General features: G+C 73.5%; 9 protein-coding genes. 6 read left to right on the top strand and 3 right to left on the bottom strand.

Translation table 11 applies throughout. The features are described from left to right. The first annotated feature begins 2 nt into the window (after positions 1-2). The 5 genes from ACQPXD_RS11730 to ACQPXD_RS11710 all read left to right on the top strand — a co-directional run bounded on the left by ACQPXD_RS11730 (position 3) and on the right by ACQPXD_RS11710 (position 8,406). Complete coding sequence (locus ACQPXD_RS11730; protein ID WP_432837613.1) at positions 3-2,525, top strand: toll/interleukin-1 receptor domain-containing protein; 2,523 nt, start codon at positions 3-5, stop codon at positions 2,523-2,525. A gap of 77 nt (positions 2,526-2,602) precedes the next feature. Further along, positions 2,603-3,805, top strand: coding sequence for a toll/interleukin-1 receptor domain-containing protein (locus ACQPXD_RS11725; RefSeq protein ID WP_432837611.1), 1,203 nt, complete (start codon positions 2,603-2,605; stop codon positions 3,803-3,805). A 5-nt stretch (positions 3,806-3,810) separates the two neighbouring features. Beyond that, positions 3,811-4,809 carry an AAA family ATPase gene (locus tag ACQPXD_RS11720; RefSeq protein WP_432837609.1) on the top strand — a complete coding sequence of 333 codons (999 nt, stop codon included), beginning with the start codon at positions 3,811-3,813 and terminating at the stop codon, positions 4,807-4,809. 1 nt (position 4,810) lies between these two features. Further along, positions 4,811-5,740, top strand: coding sequence for a hypothetical protein (locus ACQPXD_RS11715; RefSeq protein WP_432837607.1), 930 nt, complete (start codon positions 4,811-4,813; stop codon positions 5,738-5,740). After that, positions 5,737-8,406: a DUF4062 domain-containing protein gene (locus ACQPXD_RS11710; protein ID WP_432837605.1), complete on the top strand. Its 2,670-nt coding sequence runs from the start codon at positions 5,737-5,739 to the stop codon at positions 8,404-8,406. Before ACQPXD_RS11715 ends, ACQPXD_RS11710 begins: the two co-directional genes overlap by 4 nt. Here ACQPXD_RS11710 and ACQPXD_RS11705 read toward each other — a convergent pair. After that, on the bottom strand, positions 8,403-9,896 hold the full coding sequence (locus ACQPXD_RS11705; RefSeq protein ID WP_432837603.1) for a PLP-dependent aminotransferase family protein: 1,494 nt from the start codon (positions 9,894-9,896) through the stop codon (positions 8,403-8,405). The genes ACQPXD_RS11710 and ACQPXD_RS11705 overlap by 4 nt on opposite strands. A 59-nt stretch (positions 9,897-9,955) precedes the next feature. On the opposite strand from ACQPXD_RS11705, the gene ACQPXD_RS11700 reads away from it, so the two are divergent. Then, the gene (locus tag ACQPXD_RS11700) at positions 9,956-10,591 is read left to right on the top strand and encodes a YczE/YyaS/YitT family protein (protein WP_432837602.1); all 636 of its coding nucleotides are present in this window, start codon (positions 9,956-9,958) and stop codon (positions 10,589-10,591) included. A gap of 197 nt (positions 10,592-10,788) precedes the next feature. Here ACQPXD_RS11700 and ACQPXD_RS11695 read toward each other — a convergent pair whose 3' ends face one another. After that, complete coding sequence (locus ACQPXD_RS11695) at positions 10,789-10,935, bottom strand: hypothetical protein (RefSeq protein WP_432837600.1); 147 nt, start codon at positions 10,933-10,935, stop codon at positions 10,789-10,791. Between the two features lie 597 nt (positions 10,936-11,532). After that, entirely contained in the window at positions 11,533-12,927 is a 1,395-nt protein-coding gene (locus ACQPXD_RS11690) for a sugar porter family MFS transporter (protein WP_432837598.1), read from the bottom strand. Positions 12,928-12,961: the final 34 nt, after the last annotated feature.

The following is a 12,961-nucleotide window of genomic DNA, read 5'->3' as shown; positions in this document are numbered from 1 at the left end:
CCATGCATCACGTGTTCATCTCCTATGCCCGCGAAGACACGCCGGCCGTCCGCGAGATCGCCGGAATCCTGCACCGGCAAGGCATCGCGCTCTGGGTGGACTGGAACGACATCCCGGTCTCGGTCAAATGGTGGGAGGAGGCGACCAAGGCGATCCACGGCGCGGACCTGTTCGTCGTCTGCGAGTCGCCGCACTCGATGGCGTCGGAACCCTGCCGGAGGGAGCTCGACGAGGCCGGGAAGACCCACAAGGCGATCGTGATCGTCCCGCTCGCCGACCGGGCCCCGGCGGAGGCCGCCGCGCTGGTGGAGCAGGCGGTCCGTGCCCTGCCCGCCGAGCGGCGGACGCAGACCGCCGTCACGGTCAGCGCCGACGCGTGGGTCGGGCAGCACCGCAACCGGTACATCCTGCCCGAACGAGACTTGCTGCGGCAGGGGCTGGCGCTCACTCGCTCGGGCCGGTTCCCGCTGCCGCCGGCCGCGCTCGAATACCTGCGGGAGGGCCGGCGGCGCCGCCGGTGGTGGTGGCTTCGCCTGGGAGCGGCCATCGGGGGTGCCGTCGTGATCGGCCTGGTACTGCTGATGACCATGGTCCTGCTGTCGTTCGGCCCGGACACGGTCGCGAGCCACGACAACAGCCTCGCCAGCTTCATCGGCCTGGCCTACGACGAGAGCGCGGATCCGTACACCGAGCTGCGGCACGCCGCGCTGCTGGCGCAGCAGGGCACCGGGTCCGTCCTGCGGAACCAGCTGATCTCGGCGCTGTCGGCAACCGTTCCGGACGAGTCGTGGACGTCGGATGCGGGCTTCGCCGCCTTCGGGGCGTCCACGGTCTCCGGCGACCCGCAAGCCGTGCCGGGCGGGCCGGACCCGCGGGCGCTGACCCGGTCCGCCGACGGCTCGGTGCAGATCCGCACGACCGGCGCGCAGACCGTCATCAGCTACCCGGGCAGGTCCATCGCGCTGCCGCCGGCGAACGTGACGGCGGTGTCGGCCGACGGTACGTGGGCGCTCGTCGTGACCGCGCAGGCGGCTCAGCTGTACTCCCTGCCGAAGGGAACCCGGACCACGGTGGCGCTGCCCGCGCACTCCTACACGGCCGCGGCGCTGAACGGCGGTACCGCCATCGTCGGCACCGACGACGGCCGGCTGCTCACCTTCGCGGTGAACCGCGCGCCCGCCGTGGCGTCCTGGACCGCCCGAGGCACCTCGGCGGTCACCGGGATCGCCGTGTCCGGCGACGGCGGCCTGGTCGCGGTGTCGGCGCGCTCGGACGGCGCCGTGCATCTCCTCACCGGTGAGCGGCTGGAGCAGCGGCACGCGCTGGTCGGCGGGGTGCCGGGGGCGATGGCGTTCAGCCCGGGCGGGCGGTTTCTCGCCGTTGGTACCTCGGCCGATGTTGTGGTCTTCGACGCCGCGACCGGGCTCCTCGCGAACCGGCTCACCGGCTCCGTCGGCGCCGTTCGCGATCTCGCCTGGTCGTCCGACGGCTCGCGGGTGTGGGCGCTTGCCGGCCCGGACCGGGTCGTCGGCTGGCCGTGGCGCAAGGGCCGCGTGGTGCTGGACGAGCCGGGACGCTCCTTCGTCGACCTGCTCGGCCCCGGCAACGACGGCCGGCTGGCGGTCGTCGGCGGCGACGGCACCGTCACCGTGCTCGACCCGGCCGGGACGCAGGTCCTGGACCGAGTGACGACCGGCGCCACCGGTGCCCTGTCGGCGGCGTGGTCCGCGGACGGCACGGCGTTCGCGATCGGCACCGCGGACGGCATCCGCATCCAGCCGACGAGCGGCACCGCGGCGACGATCAGCACCGGGTGTCCGGTCACCGGGGTCGCGCTGAGCCCGGACGCCGCCACGGTCTCCTCCGTGTGCGGCCGCGACCTGCGTCAGTACGACGTGGCCAGCGGTCGCCTCGTGGTGACGCACACGCTGCGCGCCGCCGCGACCACACCGCTGCGGACGGCCCGCGACGGCCGGGTCTTCTTCGGCAACGCCGCGGGCTATGTCGCCGTGTTCCCCGCCGGTGCACCGGCCGACGCCGTCCAGATAGGACAGACGTGCGGCCTGGCGATCGCCGGCGTCGCGGTCGTGCCGTCGGGCACCGCCGTGCTCGGGGCGGGGGACGGCGCGAACTGGTGCGGGCTCGAGGTGTACCGTCGCGGCGGCGGCGCCTGGCAGACAACCTATCTGCCGCCGACCTCGGGCTTCGGCACGCGCGTGCAGTCGGTCGCGATCACCGGCGAGGGAACCGCCCTGGCATTCGGCCGGTCCACCGGCGAGATCGACGTCTGGCAGCCCGGCCCGGCCGGCGGCAACCTCCTGGCGGCGGGCGTCTACCGCGAGGCCGGCGCGCCGGTGCGCGGCATGGCCGGCACGGCCGACGGGACGAGGCTCGTCATCGCCACCCAGGACGGCCTGGTGGAATCGCTGCCCGGCTGCCCGTACTGCCAGCCGGTGCCAGACCTCGCCCGAACGGCCGACGCGATCGTCACCCGGGCTCGCGGCCTCGGCCTCTACAACGCCTGACCGAAGCGGGTCGCCGGCAAACCTGGTAACACCGTGCTAACGTTCCGCATCCGAGCCGCAGAACACAGGGAGTCGCGTTGGCGCGGATCTTCATCAGCCACAGCGCGAACGGGGATCCCTTCGCGGCCGGCGTCCGCGACGCGGTCGCCGACAAGCTGCGCGCCCTGGGCCACACTCCGCTGGTCGACGCCGAGCTGATCCACCCGGGCGACCGGTGGCGCGCGACGCTGCTCGGCTGGCTCGGCAGCTGCGACGCCGCGGTCGTGCTGATCACCAGCCGCGCCGCGGACAGCGACTGGGTGCGCGCGGAGGCGACGATCCTCGGCTGGCGCGCGTGGCTCAACCCGGCGATGCGCGTGGTGCCGGTCCTGCTCGACGCGGGCGCCTCGTCCGCGACGCTGGACGGGCTCGGGCTGCGCCCGGTGCAGCTGCGCGACATCCAGGTGCTCAAGGCGACCGAGGTCGACGGCGACAGCGCCGACTCGCTGGCCGAGGCGATCGCCGGGCGGTTCGCCGCCTATGCCGCCGGCCGGTCCACCCAGGACCCGATGGCCCGCTGGCTCAAGACCGTGCTCGTGCACCTCGACCGGAACGCCTTCCTCGAGGAGGCCGCCGAGTGCCTCGGCATCGGCCAGGACGACCTCCCGCTGGCGCAGGCGGTCGCGCACCGGTTGCTGCACAGCAACGCCGTCGCCATCGAACAGGCGTTCCTGGAGCTGATCCGCGATCCGAAGCTGAGTCCGGCGAGCTTCGCGCCGCTGATCAGCAGTGCCTGGCTGCCCGCCGACATGGGCGACGCGCTCTTCGCGGTCGCGGCGGCCGAGGCGGGACCGCGGGTGGCGCGCGCCACGCTGACCCTGCCCAGAACGGCGCGGCGGCTGCTCGCCCGGGTGACCTGTTGCGACAACCGTTACGTCATCGTCGGCCCGTTCAGCAGCGCGGGCGCCGGGCTGGACGACGGTGGCGAGCTGGCGACCCGATACGCCAACGCGATCGTGCGCGAGGTGGGCGCCTCCAGCGAGGAGCAGTGGGCGGCCGCGATGGCGTCGCTGCGGAAGGCACGGGACCGCTCGGTGTTCGTCATCCTCGGCCGGGAGGCGCTCGAGGCGGGGGTCCTGGAGCGGCTGAAACCCCGCTTCGACGGCGTCGTGTTCGTCTGCGCCGGGCCCGCGGAGTCGCTGAGCAACGTTCGTGCCGTGGAGCTGATCCCGCCTTTGCCCCGAGCGGTGGAGGAGGAGGGCGGCGCCGCGGCCAACCGCATCGAGGGAGCGGAGAGGTGAACCCGATGTCCGGGCTGACCGACGTGCTGGAGCGCATCGAGGCGCTGGAGGACGTGCCGTCCGGCAGACGTCACCTGGCTCAGCCCGACCTGCGCGACGGCAGCGTCTACGTGTGCCCGCCGAAGCTGCGGCTCGCCCTGCGCGTGGCGCTGGTCACGGGACGGCCGCTGCTCCTGCTCGGCTACCCGGGGTCCGGCAAGTCCTCCATCGCCGCGTACGTGGCTCGCAACCTCGGCTGGCGCTACTACGAGCTGGTGGTCACCGCGCGTACCGAGGCCCGCGACCTGCTCTGGCGGTTCGACATGGTGCATCGGCTCGCGGACGCTCAGGTCCGCAAGGGCGCCGAGCTGAACGACATCGACTACGTCGAGCCCGGACCGCTGTGGTGGGCGATCGATCCGGCGTCGGCGCGGGTCCGCGGCTGGCGCCGGGGTCCCGAGCCGGCGACGCGGGCCGAGGACCCGTTCCCGACGGTCAATCCGGACCGCGATGAGCAGGGCGCGGTGGTCCTCATCGACGAGCTGGACAAGGCCGACCCGGACGTGCCGAGCGGCTTGCTCGTGCCGCTCGGCTCCCTGCGGTTCACCGTCACCGAGACCGGCGCGGAGGTGGCGGTCCCGGATTCCGGCGAGCAAGGGCCGCGGCGGCTCGTGATCGTGACGAGCAACGAGGAGCGGGACCTGCCCACCGCGTTCGTGCGGCGGTGCATCGTCCTGCGGCTGGAACTGCCCGGCGTCGACGGCCTGGTCGAGATCGCGAGCCGTCACCTGCGGTCCGAGGGACGGGTGCCCACCGAGGAGCAGCAGGCCAGGATTCGGCAGATCGCCGAGCGGGTCGCGGCGGCACGACCGGCCTCGCCGTCGCCGGACGACCATGTGCCGAGCGTGGCGGAGTTCCTGGACGCCGTGCGCGCCATGCTCGACCTCGGTCATCTGCTGTCCGCCGGCGACTGGGCCGTCGTCGAGGAGCTGACCGTGACGAAGTCCCTGCACGAGGGGTACTGAAATGCCGTCTCCCCGGCCGCAGGTCTGGATGGCGGACGCCGTCCGTGCGCTCGCGGCGTTCCCCGGGGAGGACCGCCGGACCCTGCTCGAACTGCTCGGCGGCGAACGCCGCCCGGCCGGCCCGCCGCCGGCGGCACCGCCGCCCGAGCCCGATCGGGAAGCCGCCCGGCCGCCCGAGCCGCTGTCGCCGACCGAGCTGCCGAGGCTCAACATGCTGGAGCCGATCCGCCGGACCGCCCCGCGGCCGGCGTCGGCCGACGCTCCGGTCCGCGCCGAGCCCGCGCCGGTCCCGGTCGCGCCGCTCGCTCATCGCCCGCTGCTGGCACCCGGGCGGGACCGGCGCGTGCTGCACGCCGCCCTCGCCCGCGCGCGGCCGACGCACCGGCTCGATGTCGCCAGAGCCGTCGAGCGGGTGGTCCGCATCCGCAGCCTCGACCCCGTCCCGGTCGAGGCGCATGCGGGGCTGGTGGCGGGGTCCGAGCTGCTGGTCGACATCGGCGCCGGGATGCAGCCGTTCGACGCCGACGCCGACGACCTGATTCGGGCGGCGTACCGGCTGGCCGGCGGCGCCCACCTCCGGACGGTGCGGTTCCGGCAGGTCCCGACGCGACCCGCCGGCGCCGGGACCGGGCCGGTGTGGACCTGGACGGCCTACCGTCTGCCACCGCGGCGGGTCGCGGTCGTCTTCGTGACCGACCTGGGCGTCTCCGCGCCGCTGCCGGACGCGGTGCCCGCGGCCGCGTTCGAATGGGCGGAGCTGTTCGACCACCTCGCCCGTCGCGACGTCGTGCCGGTGGTACTCACGCCGTACCGGCCCGCCCGGGTGCCGGCCGCGCTGCGTCGGCGCGCGCTGATCGTCCAGTGGGACGGCGGGCTCGCTCCCCGGTCCATCACCGGCATGGTCCGCGAACGAACGCGCCGCCTCCGATGACCCGCGTCTATCTGAGCGGCACGAACAGCGGCACGGAGGCCTACCGGGAAGCCGTCAGCGACGCCTGTTCGCGGCTCGGCATGGAGCTGCTCCCCGCGGAGGCCGGCGGCGACCTGCCCGCCATTGACGCGAGCGACGTGGTCGTTCTCGTGGTCGGGCATCGATACGGATACATCCCTGCGGGCGAAAGCCGATCCGTCACCGAGCTCGAGTACCAATGGGCGCTCGAGCGGAACCGGCCGCTGCTGGCCTTCGTCGTCGACCCCGCACATCCCTGGCCCGCGAACCAGATCGACCGCGGCGCCGCCGGTGAAGCACTCGAGCAGTTCGTGGACCAGCTCACGGCGCAGCGGCTGGTCGCCTACTTCACCACTCCCGAAGATCTCCGCCGCAAGCTCCTGGCGGCGCTGAGTCGCTACGCCTCGCCCGTGGAGCCGCGATCCGTCACCGACGACCTGGCTCTGGCGTACCTCGGACGAACCGACCCGGTCGCCACCGCCGCCTGCGAGCTCGCCGTCGCCGTCTCGCTGGCGGCCTTCGTCGAGCCCTCGCTGGCCCGCGCCGTCCGCCTCGACGCGCTCTCGCACCTCGCCGCCGAGACCGAGGCCGATCTGTGGTTCAGCCCGCTCGTGCGGGATCGCACCGCCGACGGCATATCGTTCGAGCCGGCCGCCGTTCCGGCTCTCCACCGGCGCCTCCGCTCCTGGCTCGAGGCGGGCGGGCCGGCCCGGGACCGGGCCGAGCGGGCCGCGGCGACCATCCTCGGCCGGGAGGCGCCGGACCTTCGGCTGGTCGCGGAGCGGGTGACGTGGTGGTCGCTGCGACCGGGTGACGACACGGCGGATCGCATCGAGGCGGAACTCGCTCCGGTCCTGGCGGCGTTGCGCTCGGGCAGCAGCGGGCACGCCCGATGGGCGCGCCGGACGGTGACGACCCTGCCCGGCGCCGCGCGATCGGTCGCCGCCGTGGCCGAGCTGGCGGCGCGGGCGTCGTACGTGCTCCAGGCGGACATCGATGCCGTCGCACCCCCGGCCGGCGCGTTCGACGAGATTGACCTCGAGCTGCCGACCGTGGAGGTGGCGGTTCGCCGGCGACGTTCATCGCTCGACGTCGGCACCTTCGCGGCGAAGCGCGCGCTCGGCATCCGGCTGCCGGCCACCCGCCCGTTCCACGTCGCGGTGACGACGGCGGATCGCACCGAGGTCCTCACCTTCTCCTCCGGCGAGTCGCGAACCGTCGAGGTCGGATCCGGCCCGGTCGAGCTCCGTACGCTCAACGGCGACATCTACCACCTCCCGGCGACCACATACATCTTGACGGGCATACCGACCGCCATGCCGGTCCCGGCGACCTCCCGCGATCTGGTCGTCGTCGTTCCGGGCCTGTTCGGTAGTCGACTGCAACGACAGGGCCGCGTGCTGTGGGGCGGCTCGGGACCGCAGATCGCGCGGACACTGCAGAGCCTCGGCGACCTCGCGCTCCCCGCCGACGGCGCCGATGACGGGATCACGCCGGTCGGCGTGCTGCGAGACGCCTGGCTGCTGCCGGGATTGTGGTCGGTCACCGGCTACAACCGGCTGATCGACACGCTCGGCACGCGGGACGGCCACAACGTCGTCGAATTCGCGTGGGACTGGCGCCGGGACATGCGGCAGGCCGCGGAACGGCTGCGCACCGAGATGATCGAACAGCTGGAGCAGTGGCGGACGTCCGAGGGCGGTCCCGACGCGCGACTGGTCATCGTCGGGCACGGTGAGGGCGGCCTGGTCGCCGCCCACTTCCTCGCCCACCTCGGCGGATGGGAGTTCACCCGGCTCTTCATCCCGATCGCCACCCCCTTCCGCGGTAACGTCCGGGCCCTCGAACAACTCGTCAACGGCGCACGCCCGGGCATCGGCCCGCTCCGGCCGGACCTGACCACGTTCATCCGCTCGCTCCAGCCGCTGTACCAGCTGCTGCCGGCGTACCCCGCCGTCGACACCGGCGACGGTCAGCCGCGCCGGCTGGATCAGGTGGTGGTACCCGTGGTCGATCAGCAGCGGGTGCTCGACGGTCGCCGGTTTCTCGACGGGCTGGACGTGATGACCGTGCCGTCCGGCGACAGTGCCGTCCTGCCGGTCGTCGGCATCGGCCAGCCCACCTCGCAGATCGTCCGGCGCGTCGGCGAGCGGCTGGAGACCGGCGCCGCGAAGCAGGACGGCGACGGGGTAATCCCCCGGTTCGCCGCGCTACCGCCGGACTTCGCCGATGATCCCCTCGCGTTCTACGTCGCGGGGCGGCACGGGGCGCTGCACGCCGATCCCCGCGTCATCGACTTCATCGCCGCCGCGGTGAGCGCCCGCACGACGGTCCCGAGCGGCCCGGATCGCACCCCGTCCCCGCTCAGCGGCGTCATCCAGATCGCCGATGCCTTCGGCCCGTCCGAGGACATCACCGGTACCGTCCAGGCATCCTATGGCGGCGCCGCCGAACTCCAGGTCGTCGACCTGTCCACCGGCCGGACGGTGGCGGTCCTTTCCGTCGTCCTGGACGACGACCCCACGCCGTTCGCGCTGGAGCTGCCGCGCGATGCCACGCCGATCTATCGGGTCAGCCTGGTGATCCAGGGCAGGTCCGTCACCGACGCCGAGTTCACCGTTCTCGGCGATCTCGTTCAACCCGCCTAGGCGATCACGACCGGGGTACGCCACGACGGCCGCGCCGCGCGGTCCAGGTCGTTGCGCACGGCCGCGATCCGGCGCACCGCCTCCAGCAGGTCGTCCTCGTCCAGCGAGAACGGCAGCCGCAGGAAGCGCTCCAGCGTGCCGTCCAGCCCGAACCGCGGGCCCGGGGCCAGGCGCACGCCCACGTCCTCGGCCGCCCGGGCCAGCGCGCTCGAGATCGGCCCGTCCAGCTCGACCCAGAGCGACTTGCCGCCCGCCGGCGTCGTGAAGCTCCACTCCGGCAGCCGCTCGCGCAGCGCGGCGGCCAGCGCGTCGCGGCGCTCCCGCAGCCGGCGCCGCAGGCCCGGCACGATCGTCCCGGCCTGGCGCAGCAGCCGCACCGCCACCAGCTGCTCCAGCAGCGGGTTGGCCATGTCCACGCCGACCCGGATCGCGGCGAGCCGCTGCACCAGCGGGGCCGAGGCGCGCACCCAGCCGATCCGCAGGCCGCCCCAGTAGGCCTTGCTCATCCCGCCGATCGACAGCACCCGCGAGTGCCGGTCGAAGGCCGCCACCGGCGGCGGCATCGTCTCGCCGTCCAGCGGAAGGTCCACAAAGGACTCATCGACGACCAGCTCGGTGCCGGCCGTGTGCGCGGCCGCGACCACTCGCTCGCGCAGCCCGACCGGCATGAGGTGGCCGGTCGGGTTGTGGAACTCGGGGATGAGGTACGCCAGCCGCGGCCGGGTCTGGCGCAGCGCCGCCGGCAGCAGCTCGGCGTCCCACCCGGTCGCCCGGTCCATGCCGTGGGTGGCGATCCGGGCCCGGCGGGCGGCGAGCGCGGCGAGCGCGTTGGGGTAGGTCGGCGACTCCACCAGCACCGGCGCGCCCGCCGGCACCGACAGGCGCAGCACCAGGTCGAGGGCCTGCTGGGTGCCGGCCGTGATGAGGATCTGCTCCGGCGAGGTGCGCACGCCGCGGGCCGCATACCCGTCGGCGACCGCCTCCCGCAGCTCGATCAGGCCGGCCGGGTGGTACCCCGTGCTGCTCAGGTAGCGCGGCAGGTCGTCGGCGACGTCGCGGGTCGCCGCGACCAGCTCGACCGGCGCCGGCGAGGCCGCCACGCCGAGGTCGATCGTGTCGGGGTCGTCGCGGTCGTCGCGGTCGTCGTGGTTGTCGCGGTTATCGCGGTTCCACGCCCACAGGCCCGAGGTGCCGACCCGGTGGCCGCCGGGCATGGCGGTCCAGCTGCCGGCGCCGCGCCGGCTGGTCAGGTGCCCGCTCTCGCGCAAGGCCCGGTATGCGGCGGTGACCGTCGTGCGGCTCACGCTCAGCGACTCGGCCAGCTCCCGCTCCGCGGGCAGGCGCACGCCCAGCGCGAGGCGGCCGTCGGCGACCAGCCCGCGCACGGCCGCGGCCAGCGCGGCGTAGTCGGGGCGGCGGTGCCGCCCGGGCAGAGCGTGCCACTGACCCAGCAATCGGGCCAATTGGCTCCCGCGCACCGAGGTCGTCATATCCACCTCCGTCGGATTGGCTCTTCAGCCTCGCACAATTGGCCCGAAGAGTGGCAGACATGAGAGCTATTTCGCGCCGCCTCGGCCAACTGTTCGCCGGGCTCGCCCTCTACGGGGTGAGCACGGCGTTCATGGTCGAGTCGGACCTCGGGCTCAACCCGTGGGACGTGTTCCACCAGGGCCTGTCCAGGGTCACCGGGATCGGCCTCGGCACCGTGGTGATCCTGGTCGGCGTGCCGGTGATGCTGCTGTGGCTCCCACTGCGGCAGCGCCCCGGCTTCGGCACCCTCGCCAACCTCGTGCTGGTCGGCCTGGCCGTCGACGGGGCGCTCGCCGTGCTGCCGACCGGCGGCACGCTGCCGGCGCGGATCGGCTACCTGATCGCCGGCATCCTCCTCAACGGGCTGGCCACCGCGCTGTACCTGGGCAGCCGGTTCGGCGCGGGCCCGCGCGACGGGCTGATGACCGGGCTGGCCGGCCGGTTCCCGCGACTCTCGCTCCGCGTGATCCGCACCGGCATCGAGCTGAGCGTGCTCGCGGCCGGCATCGCACTCGGCGGCACGGCGGGCGTCGGCACGGTCGCCTACGCCCTGGCCATCGGCCCGCTCGTGCAGTTCTTCCTACCCCGCGTCTCGGCGCCGCTCCCCCGGCTCGGCACTCGGCCCGAGCCGGTCAAGGCGACCCAGCAGGCGTGAACGCTACCCGCGACGCGGCGCCGGTCGAGGCGGCCCAGCAGTCGTCGGCGCTACCCGCGGCTCGGGCCCGGTCGCTCCGCGGCTCGGGGCCGGTCGCTCCGCGGCTCGGCAGGCGCCGGCGCTATCCGCGGTTCGGGGCCGGTCGCGCCGTTCGGTCGCGGGTCGGGCCGCTTCGTCGCCGCACCGGCCCGGCCCGCTCACTCCGGGCTTCTTCGCCACCCCGGCAGCGCGTCCTCGTCGCCGGTCGGCAGCGCCCCCACCAGCGGCGGCATCTCCACCCCGACTCCGGGCCAGCCGCCGGCGTGCACCGAGCTGAGGTTGGCGCCCAGGGCGGCGCCATGCACGGCGACGAGGCCGGGCCCCGCTTCTCGTCGCCACCACCGGCAAACCGTCGCCGCGCCGCCAGGGAAAGCGCGACTATCCGCGGACGGTGAGGCCACGGGAGTTACGGTCCGCAGCACCGCGGACATCGCGGTAGCTCTGAATTCGGGCTTGTTCAGGATCGCCCACGGCGAGTCCCGACGTGGCGAGTGCCAGCAACGGCACCCGCCGACCGCCCGCTGTCCGAAAAGTCGGGCACTCCGTGCCACGACTTTTCGGATTTATACCCTGACGACGGATATATCCGTTTCACCGGATGCCGCACGTCATCGCGGCGGATCTTCGCCTTCTGCGCATACACGCGATTCGGCGACCAGAAGTCTCCGTGATCATGCGGGCCACCACGGCGATACCCGACTTTTTCGTGATCACGGAGAGATACCGCACCTGGGAGTACATTGAGACTCCGTGATCATGAAAAACCGTGATGCACGCGGCCGATCGAGCATGATCACGGAGCAATATCGCCGCCGAATCGGATAAATGCCCTGTCGGGGTATAAATCCGAAAAGTCGTGGTGCGGAGCGCCCGACTTTTCGGACAGCGGGCGGTGGGTCTGGTCAGCAGACCGCGCCGGTGCGGCGGCGTAGGGTTCGTTCGATGTCCTCCAGGCTGCGGCCCTTGGTCTCCGGCAGGTTGCGGAAGAGGTACAGGAAGCCCAGCACGCCGAAGAAGGCGTAGAGCCAGAACAGCCCGGTGGCGGTCAGCGCGCCGATCGCGGTGAGCACGGTCAGCGAGATGAGGAAGTCCAGCGTCCAGTGGGTGACGGTGCCGGCGCCGGCCGCCTTGCCGCGCACCGCGGTCGGGAAGATCTCGCTGTTGATGAGCCAGATGCCGAGGCCGAGGCTCGCGGCGAACGCGGCGACGTACACGCACAGCACGCCCACCAGGAAGGCCCCGGTCAGGCCGGTCTGGCTCGGCAGCAGGTAGAGGACGCCGAGCACGACCAGGCTGACCACGACGATCGCGGTACCGCCGAGCAGCAGCGGGCGCCGGCCGAACCGGTCGATGGCGAGCAGCGCCGCGATCGTGACGAGCATGTTGACCAGCCCGATGCCGACGGTGGACAGCAGCGCCGCGGAGTCGCCGAAGCCGGCCCGGGTGAGCAGGGTCGGCGTGTAGTAGATGACCGCGTTGACGCCGACGAGCTGGTTGGTCGCGGCGACGGCGACGCCGAGCAGCACGGCCGGGCGCAGTTGGCGGCCGAATACGTCGCGGATCGACATGCCGCGCTCCGCCGCGCTGATTTCGCGGATCTCGGCCAGTTCCTGGTCGGTCTCGCGCGGGCCGCGGGAGCGCAGCATGACGGCCCGCGCCTCGTCGTCGCGGCCGCGTGAGAGCAGCCAGCGCGGGCTCTCGGCCAGGCCGAGCAGGCCGAGGAGCATCACCGCGGCCGGCACGACGGCAAGCCCCAGCATCCAGCGCCAGCCCTGGTCCACCCCGGAGAACGCGAAGCCGACGAGGTACGACACGAAGATGCCGACGGTGATCATCAGCTGCTGTAACGACACCAGGCGCCCGCGCACCTGCCGCGGCGCCATCTCGGCGATGTACGTGGGCACCACCAGCGACGACGTGCCGATCGCCAGGCCGAGCACGAAGCGGGCGGCGATGAGGACCGCCGGGTTGGGGGTGAAGGCCGAGGCGAGCGCGCCGGCGCAGAACACCGCGGCGGAGACGATGAGCATCCGCCGGCGGCCGAAACGGTCGACGAGCGGGCCGCCGCCGGCCACACCGCCGATCGCGCCGAGCAGCAGCGCGGCGACGACCACCTCCTGCAGCGTGCTCGACAGGCCGAACATCGCCGTGAGGTACAGCAGGGCGGCGGAGATGACACCGGTGTCGTAGCCGAACAGAAAGCCACCGAGCGCGGCGACGAATGCCGGCCCGAGGACCGGCCAGCTGACGGTGATGGCGGCGCCACGGGCGCGCTCTGCTGCGGGGTAGCCGGCCATTCGGCACACCTCCTGCGTTGTCGGGGAGCAGCGC

The sequence above is a fragment of the Dactylosporangium sp. CA-092794 genome (assembly GCF_050948465.1).
In the GTDB taxonomy this organism is placed as follows: Bacteria; Actinomycetota; Actinomycetes; order Mycobacteriales; family Micromonosporaceae; genus Dactylosporangium.
This window is presented reverse-complemented; position numbering and strand designations above follow the sequence as displayed.

Excerpts from the sequence above, each read along its gene's own strand:
- ACQPXD_RS11730 (WP_432837613.1), top strand. The coding sequence starts at position 3 with ATGCATCACGTGTTCATCTCCTATGCCCGCGAAGACACGCCGGCCGTC.
- ACQPXD_RS11720 (WP_432837609.1), top strand. The coding sequence starts at position 3,811 with ATGTCCGGGCTGACCGACGTGCTGGAGCGCATCGAGGCGCTGGAGGAC.
- ACQPXD_RS11715 (WP_432837607.1), top strand. The coding sequence starts at position 4,811 with ATGCCGTCTCCCCGGCCGCAGGTCTGGATGGCGGACGCCGTCCGTGCG.
- ACQPXD_RS11710 (WP_432837605.1), top strand. The coding sequence starts at position 5,737 with ATGACCCGCGTCTATCTGAGCGGCACGAACAGCGGCACGGAGGCCTAC.
- ACQPXD_RS11705 (WP_432837603.1), bottom strand. The coding sequence starts at position 9,896 with ATGACGACCTCGGTGCGCGGGAGCCAATTGGCCCGATTGCTGGGTCAG.
- ACQPXD_RS11700 (WP_432837602.1), top strand. The coding sequence starts at position 9,956 with ATGAGAGCTATTTCGCGCCGCCTCGGCCAACTGTTCGCCGGGCTCGCC.
- ACQPXD_RS11690 (WP_432837598.1), bottom strand. The coding sequence starts at position 12,927 with ATGGCCGGCTACCCCGCAGCAGAGCGCGCCCGTGGCGCCGCCATCACC.